This is a genomic window from Bradyrhizobium sp. URHC0002 (assembly GCF_054059515.1).
The window spans coordinates 7,135,896-7,156,123 of sequence record NZ_JBSSCF010000001.1; the positions used below are offsets into that span (position 1 = coordinate 7,135,896).

Consider the following 20,228-nt stretch of genomic DNA (forward strand, 5'->3'; position numbering starts at 1 on the left):
GCGTCCATCCCCGGAATCAAGTCCGAGCGGTTGCTTCGCTCTGAACGCTTAGCGTCGGCGCCACTTCGCGGGCGACCTGCACCAGCGCCGCGATCAGGGGTGTCATCGGGTCGCGCTGCGGGATTACCAATCCGACGCTGTAGTCGACGACGGGATCGACGATCGGAATGCTGCGGATGGTATCCGCCAAGCCCAGGGTCTCTGCGAGTTTTGCCGGCATCACGCTCGCCCAGCGTCCGGTCTTCACATGCGTATAGAGGACCACAAGCGAGTTCGAGGTCAGCGTCGGCGTGGCCTCGGCCCCGACCGACGCCAGCGCGCGATCGATGATGCGGCGGTTCTGCATGTCCGGCGTCAAGAGGCACAGCGGAACCTGGCCGACTTCCTTCCAGGTCACCTGCTTGCGATCGCCGAACATGGCATCGGGCGACGTCAGCAGGCGATAGCTCTCGTTGTAGAGCGGAATGGTGCGAACCTTGCCGATCGGTTCGTTCTCGATATAGGTCAGCCCGGCATCGACCTCGAGATTTTCCAGCAGGCCCAGCACGTCGGCCGAGGTGCAGGACTGGATGCGAAAGCGCACGTCCGGGTACCGCGCGCGGAACGGCGTCGTCAGCGACGCCACCATGCCGAGCACGGTCGGGATCGCGGCGATCCGGATCTCGCCGGAGAGCTTGTCCTTGAGGCTGTTGATCTCCTGCCGCATCGCACGGGTATCGCCGACGATCCGCCGTGCCCAGTCGAGGGTGCGTTCACCTTCCGGCGTGAAGCCCTGGAACCGCGACCCGCGCTGCACCAGCATGACGCCCAGAATTTCCTCGAGCTGCTTGAGGCTGGTCGACATGGTCGGCTGGGTGACGCCGCAGGCCTCCGCAGCCCGCCCAAAATGCCGCTCTTTTGCGAGCGCCAGCAACAGTTCAAGCTTGTCGATCAAGAGGATAGCCCCAGGAAGTTCAATGGCAGGGATGGTCGTACGGCGGCCAGAAATAGCACGGACCGGCGGCCATCAACACGTCAAAAGGGACGTCCGGGGGGGTCGATTTCAGGGGCAATTCGGTTCTCATATCACCTCATTTTCCGACCTTATCACCTTGAAGTCCGTCCTTGAGGATTTCTTGTAGCCCGGACGAGCGCAGCGAGCTTGCGCGCGAGGCAACGCAGTTCGCAGGTCGTTGGAAGAGTGGCGCCCCCTCTCCCTTCGGCTTCAGTCGGGTTGAAACTGCATTCAGCCAGCTTCTGCCGGAGAAAGCTCCGACGCTAGTCTGCCCGATCCCGCTTCAACGGGTCGAACGTGGGCAGGCTGGAGCTGACGACCGAGATGCGGCAGCGGCCCGACGTCGCGAACCACCGCAAAAACTTCCAATGCGCGATCGTAGCCCTTGATGGCCCGCTCGCCGATGGACGCAAGGGTAATGCTATCCTTGACATGCGCGGTGACGACCGGATCCACCAGTATTTGCGCATTCGCCGCCAAATCGCAAAGCCGCGATGCCAGATTGACGACGTTTCCGATGGCTGTGTAGTCGAGGCGTCCGTGCCAGCCGAGCGTTCCGACGGTCGCAGGTCCCATCGCGATACCCACGCCGAAACCAATGGCGCAGTCACGGGCGTTCCAGTAATTGGCAAGGGATTGCACCGCAGCCTGCATGTCGATCGCAAGCCGAATACCGCGCTGCGCCGGGTTTTCGCACGCGACCGGCGCGTTGACGAGGACCATCACGCCGTCGCCGGCGAAGCGGATCAAGGTGGCGCCGTGGCGGGCCGTCACGGTGCCGATCGCTTCATAATACTCCCTCAGCACGGCGATAACGAGATCAGGCTCGGCGCGCGCGGAAAACGCGGTGAAGCCGCGCAGATCGCCAAAAATCGCGACCACCTCGCGGCGCTGTCCGTCCAGCAGCCCCTGATCGGAGTGTTCGACCAGTTCAGCCACCTCGGGCGCAAGGAATTGCTTTAGACGATTGATGCGCTCGGACTTCTGTTGCGAAGCCGCAAGTTCTGCCGCCATCTGGTTGAAACGGATCGCCAATTGCTCCAGTTCGTCGCGGCTTTCGATCGTGATGCGATGGTCGAACTGCCCCATTCCGATCCGTTCAACGCCATCCTCCAGTTGCCGGATCGGTACCCACATGCGGCACGCTCGCCAGTAGGCGAGAACAAATGCGAAGGCGATGCCGATGCCGATGAGCACCAGAGAGCGCCACAGGGCGGCGCGGATCGATTCGAACGCCTCCATGACCGGCTGTTGTGCGATCACCGTCCAGCCCACGTTCGCAGCACGCACCGAGAGCGCAACGACGGGCTTGCCGTCCTCGCCGGTCGTGGCGACCGCCGATCCATCCGCGGCGCTGACGACGGATTTGAGGCGGTCGAAATCGCCAGCCCCGGCACCGCTGCGCAGCACCAGGCTGATGTCCGGGTGGGCAATCAGGCGCCCTGTGTCGTCGACGACAAGGGCATGTCCGGTGTCGCCGATCTTGATCGCCGCGATGATATCCCAGATCAGTTTGAGGTTGATGTCGGCAACGACGATGCCTGCGGCCGCGCGGTTTCCCGCAACCGCGATCCGCATGTAAGGCTCTGAATCACGCTGATAGTGCACCGGGCCATACCAGACCCGGTTGGCGCGCGCCCCCACAACCGCGGGATCCGCCGACATATCAGCGCCGTGGCCGGTCCTGTTCATGCTCACGCGGGATACGAAGACCCGTTCAGTCCCGGTCGGGTCGACCAGCGAGAGCGAAACAATCGCCGGCACCTGCTGCAGCAGGCGCAGCCCGTCGATCCTGCGCCGGTCGTCCTCGCCAGGGGTCCAGGGAAACTGCACGACCCAACCGAGCTGATCGCGTATTCCGTCGGTGAAAGCCTGTATCCGGTCGGCTGCGGAGCGGGCCTCGACCTGAAGGAGTTCATTGAGGTCGAAGCGATTGTCGCGAAACGCGAACCAGGCTTCGGTCGCGGAACCAAGCATGAGAGGCGTCACCACTGCGACAAACAGCGTGACGAAGTACTTCATGAACAGGGAGCGGCGCGGACGTGTCACCGAAGGAAAATCCGATGGTAAGGGTTTTGAACCAATATGAGATGCGCCGGGGTCATTCGATCACCCGGTTGGCGCGGAAAAGAACTGAAGATTTGTCCAGATCGATGCCGAGCCGTTCAGCGGTCCTGAGATTCACGACCAGTTCGAATTTGGTCGGCTGAAAAACCGGGAGATCGGCGGGCCTTTCGCCGCGCAGGATCCGGTCAGCATAAGTCGCCAGCCAGAAATAGGTCGCCCGCTGGTTCGCGCCGTAGCTCAGAAGTCCGCCGGCGTCGCAATATTCGCCCCAGCCGAACATCGACGGCAGCCGGTGCGCGATGGCGAAGTCGGCAATTTTGGCTCGGTGCACCATCGTGAGGGCGTCGGGGAAGACGAGCAACGCATCCGCATGCGCCTCTCCTGCCATTCCAAGCGCGCTATCCAATTCATTTGCGCCGGAGAAAGGCACATAGTGCGGCACGATACCCAGCTTTTCGGCAGCCTCCTTGGTCGCATGCCACTCCGATTGTTCGCCCGGATGGTTGGCATTTGACAGAACGGCAAGCTTGCGCAGGTTCGGGAGGACTTCCTTCAATAGCTCAACCCTCTTGCCCGCCAGCTCCAGCGACAGGAAGGTCGAGCCGGTGAAATTGCCACCGGGCTGCCCGAGGCTTTTGACCAGGCCCAACTCCACGGGGTCGCCGCTCAGAGCGAACAGGACCGGAACTTCCGCCACCTCCGTCATCGCGCGCGTCGCCGGCCCGCTCGATACGGCCAGGTCGACCCGGCCGCGCCTGAGTTCGGACGCCACCTCGCGCAACGCCTGCGGATTGCCGATCGCATAATGCAATTCCAGGACGACGTTTTTCCCCTCGACATAGCCCCGCGCCCGCAATCCCTCCCGGAAGCCATCCAGGAACGGATCGGGCTGTGACTGTGTGGAGAGCCAGTAGATGCGATAAATTCGCGTCGAATCGTGAGCGAATGCGGCGACCGGCCACGCCATCGCCGCACCCATAAGCGCCATGAATTGTCGTCGTTCCATGCCGGCGAATATGGCCCGGACCGGCGTGCCGCGCTTAAAGCCCGTATTCAGATAATCTAAAGATAATCTTGATTTTGGCTTTTCAGGCCGCCCGGTCACGGCGGCGGTGGCGCGCCAAAATACGTCACGGCAACTGACCAACCGTCAGATCTGCGTGGCGCCCGCTTGCGCGGTGTCATCGATATCCGGTCTACCCCAACGACGTGCTATCGTGCGACGCTGATACGATAATGTCGGTGGCGTCGCACAACCGAGCTGGTGGGCCCCATGATCACAATCCCGGAACTGGTCGCGCAAGCTTTGGGTTCATTCCTCGCTTCAGATACCAGGAGCCGGTTTGGCTCCTCCCAAGCCCGGCTGGCTGAATTTCTCCCCTATGCAGCCCGCCTCACACTGGAATGCATCGGCAATAGCGACGCTCTCTATCACAACATCGAACACACCATGCTCGTGACCCTTGCCGGCCACGACATCCTGATGGGTCGGGCGATGCTGCGGCACACGACGGCAGACGACTACACCAATTTCATCCTGGCGTGCCTTAGCCACGACATCGGATATGTTCGCGGAATTGTCCAGGGAGATAGCGGGGATTCCTATGTTGCGGATCTCAGCGGCCGAACCATTCGCCTGGCGCGCGGTTCATCCGATGCGGCGCTGGGACCCTACCATGTGGACCGCTCGAAGCTGTTCGTCTTCGAGCGGCTCGACCCCACCGATGAAGTCGATGCGAGCCGGATCGCCAAGGCAATCGAATATACGCGATTTCCCTATGTTGCTTCATCGTCAAACGACGAACTAAACGAAGAAGAGGGCCTGCTGCTGCGCGCGGCCGACCTCATCGGGCAGCTCGGCGACCCCAACTACCTGAAGAAAGCGAATGCCCTGTTCTACGAATTCGAAGAAGTCGGCATGAACAAAACGCTCGGCTACGAGACGCCGGCAGACGTCGTTTACAAATATCCGCAGTTCTATTGGAACAATGTCGCACCGCAAGTTCAGACGGCCATACGCTATCTCAATGTCACGTCGAGCGGACGGCAATGGATAGCAAACCTGCACAGCAATGTTTTCCGGGCCGAGCGCGAAATGAACTTGTCCGGCCCGCAGCCGTGACCACGAAGCGGTGGCGACGGGCTAGCCGTTTGCAACACCGGCGACACGCAGTCCTTCGGTGAACCGATCGATGAAGCCCGCATCATTGCAGAAGAAGAACTCCTGCCGCGCCGTTTCAATGTTGTAGTTCGGCTTGCGTTGCAGCAGTTCCGCGGCCACCGTTTCCGCCTGCGCCCGATCCCCGAGAAGGCCGAGCGACGCCGCAAGCGACGCAAAAGCCTGATAGGTGGCATTGGGTTGCCGCGTCGCCCGCCTCGCAAATTCGACGGCTATGTCATACTCGCCCAGGGAGAAGTGCGCCCAGGAGCGGACATGGTGGAAAGCCGCAATATGGCTGTCGCGCGGACTGAGCATGATCGCCCGGTCGAGTAGCGTTTCCGCCTCGATCTCCCGTCCGTACCACAGCATGTTGAACCCTTGGGCGAAATAGGCCTGCGCAAAACTCGGATTGAGCTCCAGCGATACGTCGAGCGCTGCCAGCGCCTCGTCGTTCTGATGGGTCAGGCACAATGCGCGTCCGAGCGCGCAGTGGCAGAAGCAATCGAGCTCGTCGAGCGCCACCGCATGGCGCGCCTGGCGCAACGCGGTTTCCAGCCGGCCTGCGCGATCTTTCGGTTCGTCAATGAACGCGCGTTGCAGATTGACGTAGCTGAGCGCGCCGTGGCCGCGCGCAAAATTCGGATCGGCCGCAATCGCCCGTTGAAAATAGGTTTCGGCCGAGTCAAATCCCGGCGTGGTGAAGCGCCAAAAATTCCATAGACCGCGCTGATAACAATCCCAGGCGTCCAGGCTTTCCGGCGCCTTGCGGGAGGCGAGCTGCTGTTCGACCTTCGACAGCTCGGGCTCGATCGTTGCGGCGATCTGCCGTGCCATCTCCTCCTGGATATCGAAGATATTCTCCAGCTGCAGGTCGTATTTGTCGGCCCACAATTGCTTTCCATCCGCCGCGCGGACGAGTTCCGCCGTTATCCGCACGGCATCGCGGCTCTTGCGAACGCTGCCGACCATCACATACCTGACGCCCAGCAACTCACCAATCTCGCGTGCATCCACCACGCGTCCCTGGAACGCAATCGTCGAGTGCCGCGAGATGACCGAAAGCCAGCGGTTACGGGCGAGAAGGCGAATAATGTCCTCGGTCAAGCCATAGCTGAAGTAGTCGTTCTCGGGGTCATCCGACATGTTTCCAAACGGTATCACGGCGATGGACGATCGCGTGACGGCCTCCGCCTTTACGGATTCCGAGACGACATCGTCGAGGCGCGACACTTCGGAAGAAATCGACACGCGGCCTGGAACGTTGCCCGGCGCGTCCGGAACAAGTCGCGCCGCCGCCGCATCTGTCATCGGCGCGTCGATGGACTGAACATCGCCGACGAAGCGGAAGCCACGCTTGTGCAACGTCCGAATGAGGGTCTGGTCGTTTCCGTTGTCGCCAAGCGCGCGCCGGGCGCCATTGATGCGGCTGGAGAGCGCCGCCTCGGAGATGATCCGGCCGTTCCAGATCGTCTCGATAAGTTCATCCTTGCTGACAATCCGGTCGTGGTTGCGCACCAGATGAACGATGAGATCGAATACCTGAGGCTCAATATGCACCGCTGCGCCAAGCCGGCGCAGCTCCTGCTGGCTGAGGTCGATCTCGAACTCGGCAAATTGGTATTTTGATACCACTTTCGCTAATCCGATATAAGGCTCCGCCCCTGTCAGGCGGTTCACGTTACAAAACTAAGCAAAATCAGTCGCTTTCGGAGGAAAAACAAAGGTCTTCTCAAGAAATCCGTCAAGCAGGAACAGGCGGCTCAATCTACAGACCGGTCAATCATCGTTCAATTGGAGACGCCATGACCGGCCTGTTGCTCAATCCCACCAAGGCGGACTTTTCACCAGAAGGCTTGTTGCCGCACGAGGCCGCCATGCAGCCCCGCGCAAGGATCCGCACCAGCCCCCTCGTCAGCCCGCTCGTGCCGACCGCGCGCCTGAAGCGCCTTCTCAACGACTGGATGGCCGCCGCCCTCGCCTACCGCGAACGGCAAGCTGCCTTGCTCGCGTTGCACCGAGCGGGCGATCGCAACCTGAACAACAAGCGCATCTACCGCGGCCCGATCGATGACGCGCTCGAAAGAGCCGCGCGGCTGCGCGAGCGGAGACGCCTCAAGCCGTCCTGACCAAGGCCCAAGACAATTTCCCGACGTCAGCATTCCAAACCAAGGAGATTTCAAATGTCGATTACGATGCAAACCGGACCGAATACGGCGCCTCCCGCCATCGCCTCCCTTGCAACGAGGCTGCTCACCCTCTGCTACGGCGGCCTCGCCTATCTGATTTTCTTCGGCACGTTTCTCTACGCTGTCGGCTTCGTCTCCGGATATGTCGTACCCAAGACCGTCGATACCGGTTCAACGTCCTCGCTGACGACGGCCTTGCTGATCAACCTGGTGGTGATGTCGATCTTTGCCGTGCAGCACAGCGGCATGGCGCGGCAGGGCTTCAAAAAGCTGTTCACGCGCTTCGCGTCGCCTGCGATCGAACGCTCGACCTACGTGCTGCTGGCGAGTCTCTCGCTGATATTGCTGTATTGGCAGTGGCAGCCGATGCCGACGGTGGTCTGGAACATCGAAGCCCCTGTTCTCGCCGGCGTCGTGACCGCGGTCGGCTTTTTGGGCTGGCTCATCGTGCTCTACAGCACCTTCCTGATCAGCCATTTCGAGCTGTTCGGATTGACCCAGGTGGTGACGCATTTTGCCGGCCGCGTGACTGAGCCCATGAAGTTCAAGACGCCGGGCCTGTATCGCCTGATCCGGCATCCGATCTATCTCGGCTTCATCATTGCCTTCTGGTCGACGCCGACGATGACGCTCGGTCATTTGCTGTTCGCTGCGGTGACGACGGCCTACATCTTCGTCGGCATCTATCTCGAAGAGCGCGATCTGGTGGCGATGTTCGGCCAGGAGTACCGGCGCTATCGCGAGAAGGTGGCGATGCTGGTGCCCGGCATCTTTTGAAAACAGCGATTAAGCATGCAAAACGCGCTCGTCAGGACGAACCTGACGGGCGCGTTGTGGTGTGGAATATGACGATAATCAGGCGTTAACCCAAATCCTCCCGCCATTGGCCCATAGGCTTTGCCTATGCCCCTGTCTTGATTGGGTTTTGAAATCGCAACATGAGACAGCTTTATTGATATTCTTCGCGTTTCCCCTACTCATCAGAATCCACAACCTCTGATGAGAACGCGAATGACATCGGCATACGAACCCTGGAATGAAGCGCGCGGCGCCGAGATCATCGCCGAGCACGGCAAGCTCGAAGGCGCAACGCTGGTGATCCTGCACGCGATGCAGGAGGCGTTCGGTTACGTGCCGGAGCCCGCCATTCCGATGATCGCATCCGCGCTCAGCCTGTCGCGCGCCGAAGTCCACGGTGTGTTCACCTTCTATCATGATTTCCGCAGCGAACCCGCAGGCCGCCATGTGCTGAAGCTGTGCCGTGCCGAGGCGTGCCAGGCCGCCGGCGGCGACGCGCTCGCCGCGCGCGCGGAAGCGAAGCTCGGCATATCAATCGGAAGCACCACCGCCGATTCGCGCGTCACGCTGGAGCCGATCTATTGCCTCGGGCTGTGCGCCACCGCGCCGTCGGCGATGCTGGATGGCCGCGTCGTCGGACGGCTGGATGACGCGCGTCTCGATGCGCTGGTGGCGGAGGCACAGCGATGACCATGCGCATCTTCGTTCCCCGCGATGCCGGTGCGGTCGCCGTGGGCGCCGATGAAGTGGCCACTGCACTTGAGTGGGCGGCCGCCAAGGCCGGTATCGCCGTCGAGATCATCAGGACCGGATCGCGCGGGCTCTATTGGCTCGAGCCGATGGTCGAGGTCGCGACGTCGCAGGGCCGCGTCGCGTTCGGCCCGGTGACCGCGGCCGACGTGCCAACGGTGTTCGACGCGATGACCGCCGGCGGGGCGCACCCGTTGAAGCTCGGCCTCGCCGACGAAATTCCGTGGCTGAAGCGGCAGACCCGTTTGACCTTCGCACGCTGCGGCGTGATCGATCCCCGTTCGGTCGGCGACTATCGCGCCCATGATGGCTACAAGGGGCTGGAACGCGCGCTGACGCTGACCTCGGACGAGATCCTCGCCGACGTCACCACGTCCGGACTGCGCGGGCGTGGCGGCGCCGGTTTCCCGACCGGCATCAAGTGGAAGACGGTGGCGTTAGCCCAAGCCGACCGCAAATACATCGTCTGCAACGCCGACGAAGGCGACAGCGGCACGTTTGCCGACCGCATGATCATGGAGGGCGATCCCTTCGTCGTGATCGAAGGCATGACGATCGCGGGCATCGCCGTCGGCGCCACCAAGGGCTACATCTACATCCGCTCGGAATATCCGCATGCGGTGGCGGCGATGAACGCTGCGATCACGGCCGCCCGGCGTACCGGCTATCTTGGCGAGGGCATTGTCGGCTCCCACCACAGTTTCGACCTCGAAGTCCGGGTCGGTGCCGGCGCCTATGTCTGCGGCGAGGAAACCTCGCTGCTGGAAAGCCTCGAGGGCCGCCGCGGCATCGTCCGCGCAAAGCCGCCGCTGCCCGCGCACAAGGGCCTGTTCGGCCGGCCCACCGTCATCAACAACGTGCTGTCATTCGCGGCCATCCCCTTCATCCTCGACAATGGCGCCAAGGCTTACGCCGATTTCGGCATGGGCCGCTCGCGCGGCACGATGCCGATCCAGCTTGCCGGCAACATCCGGCATGGCGGCCTGTTCGAAACCGCGTTCGGCATCACGCTCGGCGAACTGATCGACGATATCGGCGGCGGAACTTTCTCGGGCCGTTCCGTTCGCGCGGTGCAGGTCGGCGGTCCGCTCGGCGCCTATTTCCCGCGCGCGCTGTTCGATACGCCGTTCGACTATGAGGCCTTTGCGGCGCGCGACGGGCTGATTGGCCATGGCGGCATCGTCGTGTTCGACGACAGTGTCGACATGGCGAAGCAGGCGCGCTTTGCGATGGAGTTCTGCGCGGTCGAATCCTGCGGCAAGTGCACGCCGTGCCGGATCGGCTCCACGCGCGGCGTCGAGACCATCGACAAGATCATTCGCGGCGAGCGGACTAGCGAAAACCTCGCCGTGGTCGAAGACCTCTGCAACACCATGAAATTCGGCTCACTGTGCGCGCTCGGCGGCTTCACGCCCTACCCTGTCATGAGCGCACTGAAACACTTCCGGGAAGATTTTGGCCCGGCACCGGCCACCCTGCAGGCCGCGGAATAAAGGACCTCGCCATGTCACTCATTCAAGAAACCGACTTCGGCACGCCCCGTTCGAAATCTGAGGCGATGGTGACGCTCACCATCGACGGCAACAGCGTCACCGTGCCCGAAGGCACCTCGATCATGCGTGCGGCCATGGAAGCCGGCACGCAGATTCCGAAACTTTGCGCGACCGACATGGTTGACGCCTTCGGCTCCTGCCGTCTCTGCCTGATCGAGATCGAGGGCCGCGCCGGCACACCGGCCTCCTGCACCACGCCCGCCATGAACGGTCTTGTGGTCCATACCCAGACCGAGCGCCTGAAGAAGCTGCGCAAGGGCGTGATGGAGCTCTATATCTCCGACCACCCGCTGGACTGCCTGACCTGCGCCGCCAATGGCGATTGCGAATTGCAGGACATGGCCGGCGCAGTCGGCTTGCGCGACGTGCGCTACGGCTATGAGGGCGAGAACCATGTGTTCGCCAAGTCCTTCAACGATAAGTCGGACGGCTGCAGCAACGACAACTGGATGCCAAAGGACGAGTCCAACCCGTACTTCACCTATGATCCGTCGAAATGCATCGTCTGCTCGCGCTGCGTCCGCGCCTGCGAGGAGGTGCAAGGCACCTTCGCACTGACGATCTCGGGCCGCGGCTTCGACAGCCGCGTCTCGCCGGGCATGAGCGAAAGTTTTCTCGGCTCCGAATGCGTCTCCTGCGGCGCCTGCGTGCAGGCCTGCCCGACCGCGACGCTGACGGAAAAGTCCGTCATCGACATCGGCCAGCCCGAGCATTCGGTGGTCACGACCTGCGCCTATTGCGGCGTCGGCTGCACCTTCAAGGCGGAGATGCGCGGCGAGGAAGTCGTGCGCATGGTTCCCTACAAGGACGGCAAGGCCAATCGTGGCCATTCCTGCGTCAAGGGCCGTTTCGCCTGGGGCTACACCACCCACAAGGAACGTATCCTCAAGCCGATGATCCGCGAGGACATCGCTGATCCCTGGCGCGAGGTGTCGTGGGACGAAGCCTTCAATTTTGCCGCCGCCAAATTCAAGGGCATCCAGCAAAAACACGGCCGCGACGCCGTCGGCGGCATCACTTCCTCCCGCTGCACCAATGAAGAAACCTATCTGGTGCAGAAACTGATCCGCGGCGGTTTCGGCAACAACAATGTCGACACCTGCGCCCGGGTCTGCCATTCGCCAACCGGCTACGGCCTGTCGACGACGTTCGGCACCTCGGCCGGCACGCAGGATTTCGACTCGGTCGAGCATACCGACGTCGTGATGGTGATCGGCGCCAATCCGGCCTCCGCCCATCCCGTATTCGCGTCACGGCTGAAGAAGCGGCTGCGCCAGGGCGCCAAGCTGATCGTGATCGATCCGCGCCGCACCGAAATGGTGGAAGCGCCGCACCTCACCGCGCTGCATTTGCCGCTGATGCCCGGCACCAACGTCGCCGTGCTCACGGCGCTGGCGCATGTCATCGTCACCGAGGGCCTCGTCGATGAAGCCTTCGTACGCGAGCGCTGCGACTGGAGCGAGTTCGAGGAATGGGCCGCCTTCGTGGCGCTACCGAAGAACAGCCCGGAAGCTACCGCGATCATGACCGGTGTCGATCCGAAAGACCTGCGCGAAGCCGCGCGCCAGTTCGCCACCGGCGGCAATGGCGCGATCTATTACGGTCTGGGGGTCACCGAGCACAGCCAGGGCTCGACCACCGTGATCGCGATCGCCAACCTCGCCATGGCGACCGGCAATATCGGCCGCCCCGGCGTCGGCGTGAACCCGCTGCGCGGCCAGAATAACGTTCAAGGCTCCTGCGACATGGGCTCGTTCCCGCACGAACTGCCCGGCTATCGCCATATCTCGGGCGACGCGGTGCGCGACCAGTTCGAGGCGATGTGGAACGTCAAGCTCAATCCGGAACCGGGCCTGCGCATTCCCAACATGTTCGACGCCGCGATCGAGGGCACCTTCATGGGGCTCTACGTGCAGGGCGAAGACATCCTGCAGTCCGATCCCAACACCAAGCATGTGGTCGCGGCGCTGTCGTCGATGGAATGTGTCATCGTCCACGACCTCTTCCTCAACGAAACTGCGAACTACGCCCATGTCTTCCTGCCGGGATCGACCTTCCTGGAGAAGGACGGCACCTTCACCAATGCCGAACGGCGCATCCAGCGCGTCCGCAAGGTGATGACTCCGCGCAACGGACTCGGCGACTGGGAGGTCACCATCGGCCTCGCCAAGGCGATGGGCTTTGAGATGCGCTACGACCACCCCTCCGAGATCATGGACGAGATCGCGGCGCTGACGCCGACCTTTGCCGGCGTCTCCTACACGAAGCTCGACGAACTCGGCTCGGTGCAGTGGCCCTGCAACGAGAAGGCGCCGGAAGGCACGCCTGTCATGCATATCGACGGTTTTGTGCGCGGCAAGGGCAAGTTCGTGGTCACCGAATATATCCCGACCGACGAGCGCACCGGGCCACGGTTCCCGCTGCTGCTGACGACGGGCCGCATCCTCAGCCAGTACAATGTCGGCGCACAGACCCGCCGCACCGACAACGTCGTCTGGCACAGCGAGGACCGGCTGGAGATCCACCCCCATGACGCCGAACTGCGCGGCGTGCGCGACGGCGACTGGGTGCGGCTCGCAAGCCGCGCCGGCGAAACCACGCTACGCGCGGAGATCACCGATCGCGTGGCGCCGGGCGTGGTCTACACTACGTTCCATCACCCGGACACGCAGGCCAACGTCATCACGACGGAGTATTCGGACTGGGCCACCAACTGCCCGGAATACAAGGTCACGGCGGTGCAGATTTCGCCGTCCAATGGTCCAAGTGATTGGCAGAAGGCCTATGACGAGCAGGCCCGCCACTCCCGCCGCATCGCGCCGGCGGAAGCCGCGGAGTAAGGCATGCGTGAAGCGGTCACCACAGCCGATCGGCAGATCTGGCGCGACGGTCATCTTGGTGAAGGCACACGCCTGATCCCGGAAGAGACCGCGATTGCGCTGACCTATAATGGCGGCACCTATGCCGTCATGATGGGCACGCCGCAGAACCTCCGGGATTTTGCGGTCGGTTTCAGCCTTAGCGAGGGCATCGTCCAATCGCCCGAGGAGATCGTCTCGCTCGATACCGTGGAACTCGATGACGGCATCGAACTGCGGATGTGGCTGGCCTCGCCACAAGCCGAGCGCGTCAACGAGCGACGGCGGCACATCGCAGGCCCCACCGGCTGCGGCATCTGCGGGATCGAGTCCATCGCCGAAGCCGTGCGCCCGGCCGCGATCGTCGCAGGGGGACGCGCGTTCTCGCCCCACGAGATCATGGCCGCGATGGCGAGCATTACGGTGTTGCAGCAGATCAACATCCAGACCCGCGCGGTGCATGCGGCGGCATTCTGGACGCCGGCGCATGGCCTGGTGGCGCTGCGCGAGGATGTCGGCCGCCACAACGCGCTCGACAAGCTTGCCGGCGCACTGGCGCAGGAGCGCGTTTCCGCCAGCGAGGGCATGGTGTTGCTGACCAGCCGGGTCTCGGTCGAGATGGTGCAGAAGACCGCCACCATCGGCGCGCCGCTGATGGTCGCGGTGTCGGCGCCGACCGCACTGGCGGTTCGCACCGCGGATGCCGCCGGCATCACCCTCGCCGCCATCGCGCGCGCGGATGGATTTGAGATCTTCACGCATCCCCAGCGGATTGCGGCTACACAACACACTGGCGTTGCGGAGGCTACCCATGTCGCCTGATCGGCTGATCTACATGGCCAATCAAATCGGAAAATTCTTTCAGAGCCAGGGCCACGACAAGGCCGTGCCCGGCATTGCCGACCACATCAAGAAGTTCTGGGACCCGCGGATGCGGAAAGCTATCTTTGCGCATCTGGACAGCGGCGGCAGCGGGCTCGACCCCAATGTCCGCGACGCGATCCAGACGCTGAAGAAGGCCGCCTGACCGCCGCCCCGCCGAATGGTGGTCGCGCCCCGTGATGAGCGCCGCCCGCGTCGGCGAGCAAGGCGACGAACCAGCGCTACCGGGAAGCCGGCTCTGGCGGCGTGTAGGGATCCGGGGTGCCGAGCTTGATCGGAGGGTACTTCTTGAAGCTCGCTTCAAGTTCTCCGACGATTCTCACTGCGGGATCGGCGACCCAGGAGTTGTACGCAGCGACATCGCGCTCCTCTTTTCGGTCGGTGAGCAGATTGATGATCTTCGGCAATGGCAATTTCTGCGGCGGAGCGTACATGCTTTCTTGCCAGATCAAATGCACTTTCCAGTTTCGCCATTTGACGGCTGACAGGCGGTCGGCGACGTAGGCCGGGAAACCTTCGCGGTTAGAGGCTTCCTGTTTGCCCAAAAAGAAATCCAGCTGATCCACGCCGTCAATCGGACGATCCGTCGGGACCTCCGCGCCGCCGACGCGGGCGAGCGTCGTGAAGAGGTCAACGATGTGAACGATTTCGTTGCTGACGCGCCCCGCCGGTACCCTTCCCGGCCAGCGAATGATGAACGGTGCACGCAGTGAGCCCTCCATCGCCGTGAAGTATGTACCGCGCCACGGTCCACTGTCACCTTCCCAAGGGTGGGTTGCCTCCGGCCCATTGTCACTGGCGAATACGACGAGCGTATCGCTTTCGATGCCTGCTTCCCTGATCGCGTCGAGAATTTGTCCGGTGCGGTGATCCATCTCGGCCAGGCAATCAGCCCAATCCCCGTTGCCGGTCCTGCCCGCGAATTCCAGATTTGGAAGCGTCGGCATGTGAACCTGCGCGAACGGAACGTAGGCGTAGAACGGCTTTCCGGCGACCGCATTGCGCTTGATGAATTCCACCGCTCGGCCCGCGATTTCGGCATCCATGGTGCGGCGGCGATCCACGTCCAGCACCGCAACCTGCCGGGGTCGCTCACCCCTGCGCGCTTCATAGATATGCTGGGGATGAACCACCTTCGCATCCCAGCCCTGCTTATTCCCGACCGACGGCCACATGCTCTTCGTCTCGTCGAGGGACGGCCACATCGCCTCGTCGTACGTGCGCGGGATGCCATACCACTCATCAAATCCCTGATTTGTAGGCATCCGGTCTTCGGCGCTGCCGAGATGCCACTTACCCCAGATACCGGTTGCGTAGCCCTTCGCTGACAACACCTCGGCAGTGGTGATTTCCCACTGCGTCAATCCATCAGGAACGCCTCCGATAGGCACTTCGTAAGTGCCGGAACGGATGGCAAAACGGCCGGTCAAGAGAGCCGACCGGGACGGTGTGCATTGTGCTTCGACGTTGAAGTTGAGCAGGCGCATGCCCTCTCCGGCAAGCGCGTCGATGCGCGGGGTGGGCGCGCCGCGAAGGATACCGCCGCCGTAAATGCCCAACTCGCCGTAACCCAAATTGTCCATGAGGATAACGACAATGTTGGGCCTCTTGGGCTGTTGCGCGGCAGTTGGTACGCTCGCAACCGTCAAGGCGACGATCGAGGCTATCGAACCGAGCCAAACGCGTTTGCTCACGTGCATTTTCCAACTCCCTCGTTGGCCATCCGCCGCATCTTGCTGTCAGCTCAATCAACCACCCTGGCGATCCGATCGGCTTTGTTCTCCCGCGGATGCGCAAGATTGCGCCATCATACCGGCCAGCGTTACATTTGGTGCGCACCCGATCGACGATCGAGTTCAACTCGGGGTACCCGTCGTCAGACGAGACGCAAACCGCTCAGTCAACACCGGACCCAGGACTGATGTTGCGAACACGAGCACAAGCACGACATTGAGCATTCGATCGTCGAGCAACCGTTGACCGGCTGCACCGAGCGTTTCATGCGCGACCAGTGTCGCGGCAAGCGTGGCGGCCACTTGTGGCAGCGTGAGCGACCAAATCGTGAGCTGTTCATTTTGGTTGTAACCGTATGCGCGACCCACGCCCCAGGCGGCTATCCACTTGCCGACGAGCAGAGCACCGATGATGCTGGCAACGAGCAGGAAGTTGTCGAAAATCCCGTAAATAAAGTTGATCGGGTTGATCAGGAATCCGGTAACGACAAAGAAGATCGGAATGAACAGCGATTTAGCCAGAAACTCAAGCTTGACACTGGCTGGCGCGTGTTGTGCCGAGGCGTTGATGGCGAGTCCCGCAAGGAACGCACCCACGATTCCCGGCAGCTGGATCGCATCCGCAAGCACGCCTGCGACGGCCATGATGCCTAGCATCAGCACAAAGTAAGCGTCCTCCTCATCCTCGACCCGCTTGAGCACATAGGCACCGAGGCGGCTCAGGCCGAACAGGACCAGCGCGATATAGCCAGCGATTTCGGCCAGCAGGAGCGCCAGACCGGACGGAGAAAATCCGGTCGTGTAAATCGAAACGCAAATAGCGAACACCACGAGCGACAGTGTGTCTGATATCACCGTGGCGCCAACCGCTACCGTCACCGGCTCCAGGCTGCCCAGGCCGAGCCGGCTCACTATGCTCAGCCCCAGCAGTGTGTGCGAAGCCAGCAGCGACCCGATCACGATCGCCGGAATTGCGGCGTAACCGAATGAGAGCCCAACGATGGTGCCGAGCACCAGAGGAATTACGGTCGTGGCGATGCCGAGGGCAATCGAGCGGTGTCGGGCGCGCCGAAACAGTTCGAGATTGATTTCCAGGCCCGCAAAGAACATCAACAGCAGTTTGCCCAGCTCCGCCAGGAAATCTGCGATCGGTCGGACCTTGCCAAAGATGTCCAGAACATACGGCCCAACTAAAACGCCGCTAAGCAGCAGGCCTACAGGTACGGGAATATGCAATCGGCGGGAAAGCCGGGGGATGATGACGAGCATGACCATCCCGATCGCGAACTTCGCGAGCACCGGCAAGGTGAAGAGGTAGTCCCGGAGGAGGCTGATCGTGTTAGACAGCATGTTCAGACGGCGCCTCCTCTCCAGCGAGCGCGTCCATGCATGGAGTGCGGGTTAATCAACGATCCTGCTGACCGAACTCGGACGTCAATCGAAGGCAAAGACCCGCTTCCAGTCCTTCTTCATGTCGACCACGGTCCACCTGTTCACCGCTGCAGCATCCAGCGCTACGTCGAGCTTGCCGAAATGCGAATCGCGGTCGTAGGCATATTCGCGTTCCGCGTCGGTGTGGTGGACGATCAGGCCGAACCGCGCGCCGCTGGCGCCGAGTGTCGTCCATTGCAGCATTTCGAGATCGCCATCGGAGTTGCCGAAGGCCGCGATCGGACGGCGACCGATGTGCTCGTTGATGCCGATCGGCTTGCCTGCCTTGTCGTCGATGAAGTTGATGTCGGGTAGCCGGAAGAGCGTTGGCGCACCGTCTTTCATCTCAAATCGAGTCTTGATCGACGATCCGATCACCTGCTCCGGAGGTATTCCGTAGACCCGTTCGGTCCATGGCCGCATGAATTCGATGCCGCCGCCTGACGCGATGAAAGTCTTGAAACCGCTGGCCCGGAGGTAGGCGAGCAGTTCGAGCATCGGCTGGTACACCAGTTCGGTATAGGGCCGCTTGAAGCGGGAATCGCGCGCGGTCGCCAGCCAATCCGTGACGATCTTCTCGAACTCCGCCGTCGTCATGCCGGCATGCGTCACCGCAATCAGTTCGACCAATCCCTTTTCGCCGGATGCCATCACCGCCTTCAGATCGCCGTCCAGCACCCCCGCGAACGGTTGTTTGGTCTTCCATTCCGGATGCATGGGCGCCATGGCCTTCACGCGGTCGAGTGCGAAGGCCAGTTGCACATACATCGGGTGCTCGACCCATAGTGTGCCGTCATTGTCGAAGGTCGCGATGCGCTGCTCGACCGGCATGAAGAAAGGCCCGCCTTGCGTCGTGACCCGCGCGACAAAATCGAGGATCGAGGCCTTGGTCGTCCCCTCGTTCCAGGACGGGAGTGGATCGCGTGCCTGTGCCCGCGCGGAGGTGGAGCGGAGCGCGGCAGACAGCGCGGGAAGCAAAGCCAGGGAAGAGAGCAGGATGCGGCGGCTGACGCCAAAGGAAGCCCGCTGCGTTGACATGGTCGGTTCCCTTTCATCAAAAGGCGGGGATTGTGGAATCGTAAAGCGGGCGCCCCGACAGGGAGCGCCCGCTCACCGCACCCTCTACTTGCCAGCGTGCGACTGCATGGCCTTCTCGATCTGCTCCTTGACGGCTTCCAGGTTGAAGCTCGCACCCTTCTGCATCGGTGGAAACTCGATCGCAGTCTGGGCGAGCTTGCCCACCTCCTGCTGCACGAACTGGAACCGCCAGAACTCGAAAACAAACCAGTTATAGAATGCCAACGACCCCTGCGCGCCGTTGGGCAAGTTCGTGCGTTCGAAGGGATCAAGGCGGATATTGGTGAGGATCGGCCAATCAACCTTGACCGTGCCTCCTAGCCAGCCGCTCGGCTGATCGGTGAAGCGATATTTGAAGTCGTCGATGCGCACCGCGCTCAGCGTGCCCTCGGTGAAATAGAAGACCGAGTGGCGGGCAGACGGGCCCTTTCCGGTAATCAGGTCCATCTGGTTGTAGCCGTCGAGGTAGACCTTATAGGTCTTGTCGCCGAGCTGCTTTCCCTTCTTCAACTCCTCGGCGATATTCGGATTGCCGGCGGCGGCGACGAAGGTCGGGAACCAGTCAAGTCCGGAGATAATGCCGTTTTCGACCTTTCCTGCCGGCACCTTGCCCGGCCAGCGGATCATGCAGGGCACACGGAAGCCACCTTCCAGCGCCGTTCCCTTGCCGCCCGCAAACGGCGTCTGTCCGCCATCGGGCCAGGTAAAGTTTTCCGCGCCGTTGTCGGTGGTGAACGCGACGATCGTGTTGTCGTCGAAGCCCTCGTCCTTGAGCTTCTTCATGGCAGCGCCAACGATATCGTCCAGCTGGGCGAACCCCCCCTCGGAAACCGACCAGCCGTTGTCAGAGTTGCGCATGTTCTCGTATTTCTCCGAGAGGTGAGTGACGACATGCATGCGCGTCGGGTTGAGCCAGACGAAAAACGGCTTGTTGTCCCGTTTGGCCTTGTCGATGAAGTCGAACGTGATTTTCAGGATTTCATCATCCACCGTCTCCATCCGCCTTGGATAAAGCGGTCCGGCGTCCTCAATCTTTTGCTTGCCGATCTTGCCCCAGCGCGTCTGCACCGTCGGATCGTCGACGTTGGTCGCCCAGGAATGAACCATGTTGCGGGGACCGACGGTGGCCAAGAGCGCTTGCGGGTAGTTGCGGTGGGCCGGATCTTCCATCGCGTCCAGGTGGTACAGATAGCCGAAGAACTCGTCGAAGCCGTGCATGGTCGGCAGGAATTCGTTGAGGTCGCCGAGGTGGTTCTTGCCGAACTGTCCCGTAGTGTACCCCATGGATTTCAGCGCGGTCGCAATGGTCGGCGCTTGCGCCGGCATGCCGATAGGAGAGCCAGCCTGGCCGACCGTGGTAAGCCCGGTACGGATCGGCAGTTCTCCGGTGATGAAGTTGGCGCGGCCCGCCGTGCAGCTCGCTTCGGCGTAGTAGTCGGTGAAGCGCATGCCTTCCGCGGCGAGCTTGTCGAGGTTCGGTGTCCGGCTGGCCATGATGCCCTGGTGGTAGGCGCCGATGTTGAACCAGCCGATGTCGTCACCCATGATAAAGACGATGTTCGGCCGTTGTCCGGCCGCAGCGGGTGCCGGAGTTGGTTGCTGCGCTTGCGCAGCACTTGTTAGGCCGACGGCCGAGAGCGCCGAAGCGGCGATGAGAGAACTTCCACTCAGCAGCAGATCGCGGCGTTTCATTCCGCCGCCCGATTCCGGCGCAATGTCGTGGGATTCTTCTGGCGAA

16 protein-coding genes are annotated in these 20,228 nt (G+C 62.1%); 8 read left to right on the forward strand and 8 right to left on the reverse strand.

What is annotated here, in order from left to right; genetic code table 11:
• Positions 1–16 precede the first annotated feature (16 nt).
• The 3 genes from ACVWVY_RS34800 to ACVWVY_RS34810 form a co-directional block, all read right to left on the reverse strand.
• The gene (locus ACVWVY_RS34800; RefSeq protein WP_456630622.1) at positions 17–934 is read right to left on the reverse strand and encodes a LysR family transcriptional regulator; all 918 of its coding nucleotides are present in this window, start codon (positions 932–934) and stop codon (positions 17–19) included.
• A 291-nt stretch (positions 935–1,225) separates the two neighbouring features.
• Entirely contained in the window at positions 1,226–3,043 is a 1,818-nt protein-coding gene (locus ACVWVY_RS34805) for an adenylate/guanylate cyclase domain-containing protein (protein WP_456630623.1), read from the reverse strand.
• 52 nt (positions 3,044–3,095) lie between these two features.
• Positions 3,096–4,049, reverse strand: a complete 954-nt coding sequence (locus ACVWVY_RS34810; protein WP_456630624.1) for an ABC transporter substrate-binding protein — start codon at positions 4,047–4,049, stop codon at positions 3,096–3,098.
• Positions 4,050–4,334: 285 nt separating this feature from the next.
• On the opposite strand from ACVWVY_RS34810, the gene ACVWVY_RS34815 reads away from it, so the two are divergent.
• Positions 4,335–5,183 carry a metal-dependent phosphohydrolase gene (locus ACVWVY_RS34815; RefSeq protein ID WP_456630625.1) on the forward strand — a complete coding sequence of 283 codons (849 nt, stop codon included), beginning with the start codon at positions 4,335–4,337 and terminating at the stop codon, positions 5,181–5,183.
• Between the two features lie 21 nt (positions 5,184–5,204).
• Here ACVWVY_RS34815 and ACVWVY_RS34820 read toward each other — a convergent pair whose 3' ends face one another.
• On the reverse strand, positions 5,205–6,854 hold the full coding sequence (locus ACVWVY_RS34820; protein ID WP_456630626.1) for a winged helix-turn-helix domain-containing tetratricopeptide repeat protein: 1,650 nt from the start codon (positions 6,852–6,854) through the stop codon (positions 5,205–5,207).
• Between the two features lie 170 nt (positions 6,855–7,024).
• Here ACVWVY_RS34820 and ACVWVY_RS34825 point away from each other — a divergent pair, with 170 nt between their 5' ends.
• The 7 genes from ACVWVY_RS34825 (at position 7,025) to ACVWVY_RS34855 (ending at position 14,394) form a co-directional block, all read left to right on the forward strand.
• A complete protein-coding gene (locus tag ACVWVY_RS34825; protein WP_456630627.1) occupies positions 7,025–7,348 on the forward strand; it encodes a hypothetical protein in 324 nt (107 codons plus the stop codon).
• 54 nt (positions 7,349–7,402) lie between these two features.
• Positions 7,403–8,185 carry a methanethiol S-methyltransferase gene (mddA, locus tag ACVWVY_RS34830; RefSeq protein ID WP_456630628.1) on the forward strand — a complete coding sequence of 261 codons (783 nt, stop codon included), beginning with the start codon at positions 7,403–7,405 and terminating at the stop codon, positions 8,183–8,185.
• 234 nt (positions 8,186–8,419) lie between these two features.
• Positions 8,420–8,896 carry a formate dehydrogenase subunit gamma gene (locus ACVWVY_RS34835; RefSeq protein WP_456630629.1) on the forward strand — a complete coding sequence of 159 codons (477 nt, stop codon included), beginning with the start codon at positions 8,420–8,422 and terminating at the stop codon, positions 8,894–8,896.
• The gene (locus ACVWVY_RS34840) at positions 8,893–10,449 is read left to right on the forward strand and encodes a formate dehydrogenase beta subunit (protein WP_456630630.1); all 1,557 of its coding nucleotides are present in this window, start codon (positions 8,893–8,895) and stop codon (positions 10,447–10,449) included. Before ACVWVY_RS34835 ends, ACVWVY_RS34840 begins: the two co-directional genes overlap by 4 nt.
• 11 nt (positions 10,450–10,460) lie before the next feature.
• Positions 10,461–13,349, forward strand: a complete 2,889-nt coding sequence (fdhF, locus tag ACVWVY_RS34845; RefSeq protein WP_456630631.1) for a formate dehydrogenase subunit alpha — start codon at positions 10,461–10,463, stop codon at positions 13,347–13,349.
• A gap of 3 nt (positions 13,350–13,352) precedes the next feature.
• Entirely contained in the window at positions 13,353–14,189 is an 837-nt protein-coding gene (gene fdhD, locus ACVWVY_RS34850; RefSeq protein WP_456630632.1) for a formate dehydrogenase accessory sulfurtransferase FdhD, read from the forward strand.
• On the forward strand, positions 14,179–14,394 hold the full coding sequence (locus ACVWVY_RS34855; protein WP_456630633.1) for a formate dehydrogenase subunit delta: 216 nt from the start codon (positions 14,179–14,181) through the stop codon (positions 14,392–14,394). Before fdhD ends, ACVWVY_RS34855 begins: the two co-directional genes overlap by 11 nt.
• Positions 14,395–14,470: 76 nt before the next feature.
• On the opposite strand, the gene ACVWVY_RS34860 is transcribed toward ACVWVY_RS34855, so the two are convergent.
• From ACVWVY_RS34860 to ACVWVY_RS34875, 4 genes are all read right to left on the reverse strand, one after another.
• Positions 14,471–15,949: an arylsulfatase gene (locus ACVWVY_RS34860; RefSeq protein WP_456630634.1), complete on the reverse strand. Its 1,479-nt coding sequence runs from the start codon at positions 15,947–15,949 to the stop codon at positions 14,471–14,473.
• A gap of 156 nt (positions 15,950–16,105) precedes the next feature.
• A complete protein-coding gene (locus ACVWVY_RS34865) occupies positions 16,106–17,332 on the reverse strand; it encodes a cation:proton antiporter (protein WP_456630635.1) in 1,227 nt (408 codons plus the stop codon).
• 84 nt (positions 17,333–17,416) lie between these two features.
• Positions 17,417–18,451 (reverse strand): HAD family hydrolase, encoded by a 1,035-nt coding sequence (locus ACVWVY_RS34870; protein WP_456630636.1) that lies wholly within the window; start codon positions 18,449–18,451, stop codon positions 17,417–17,419.
• Positions 18,452–18,535: 84 nt separating this feature from the next.
• On the reverse strand, positions 18,536–20,182 hold the full coding sequence (locus ACVWVY_RS34875; RefSeq protein ID WP_456632386.1) for an arylsulfatase: 1,647 nt from the start codon (positions 20,180–20,182) through the stop codon (positions 18,536–18,538).
• Positions 20,183–20,228: the final 46 nt, after the last annotated feature.

Excerpts from the sequence above, each read along its gene's own strand:
- ACVWVY_RS34810 (WP_456630624.1), bottom strand. The coding sequence starts at position 4,049 with ATGGCGCTTATGGGTGCGGCGATGGCGTGGCCGGTCGCCGCATTCGCT.
- ACVWVY_RS34815 (WP_456630625.1), top strand. The coding sequence starts at position 4,335 with ATGATCACAATCCCGGAACTGGTCGCGCAAGCTTTGGGTTCATTCCTC.
- ACVWVY_RS34825 (WP_456630627.1), top strand. The coding sequence starts at position 7,025 with ATGACCGGCCTGTTGCTCAATCCCACCAAGGCGGACTTTTCACCAGAA.
- mddA (WP_456630628.1), top strand. The coding sequence starts at position 7,403 with ATGTCGATTACGATGCAAACCGGACCGAATACGGCGCCTCCCGCCATC.
- ACVWVY_RS34835 (WP_456630629.1), top strand. The coding sequence starts at position 8,420 with ATGACATCGGCATACGAACCCTGGAATGAAGCGCGCGGCGCCGAGATC.
- ACVWVY_RS34840 (WP_456630630.1), top strand. The coding sequence starts at position 8,893 with ATGACCATGCGCATCTTCGTTCCCCGCGATGCCGGTGCGGTCGCCGTG.
- fdhF (WP_456630631.1), top strand. The coding sequence starts at position 10,461 with ATGTCACTCATTCAAGAAACCGACTTCGGCACGCCCCGTTCGAAATCT.
- fdhD (WP_456630632.1), top strand. The coding sequence starts at position 13,353 with ATGCGTGAAGCGGTCACCACAGCCGATCGGCAGATCTGGCGCGACGGT.
- ACVWVY_RS34855 (WP_456630633.1), top strand. The coding sequence starts at position 14,179 with ATGTCGCCTGATCGGCTGATCTACATGGCCAATCAAATCGGAAAATTC.
- ACVWVY_RS34860 (WP_456630634.1), bottom strand. The coding sequence starts at position 15,949 with ATGCACGTGAGCAAACGCGTTTGGCTCGGTTCGATAGCCTCGATCGTC.
- ACVWVY_RS34865 (WP_456630635.1), bottom strand. The coding sequence starts at position 17,332 with ATGCTGTCTAACACGATCAGCCTCCTCCGGGACTACCTCTTCACCTTG.
- ACVWVY_RS34870 (WP_456630636.1), bottom strand. The coding sequence starts at position 18,451 with ATGTCAACGCAGCGGGCTTCCTTTGGCGTCAGCCGCCGCATCCTGCTC.
- ACVWVY_RS34875 (WP_456632386.1), bottom strand. The coding sequence starts at position 20,182 with ATGAAACGCCGCGATCTGCTGCTGAGTGGAAGTTCTCTCATCGCCGCT.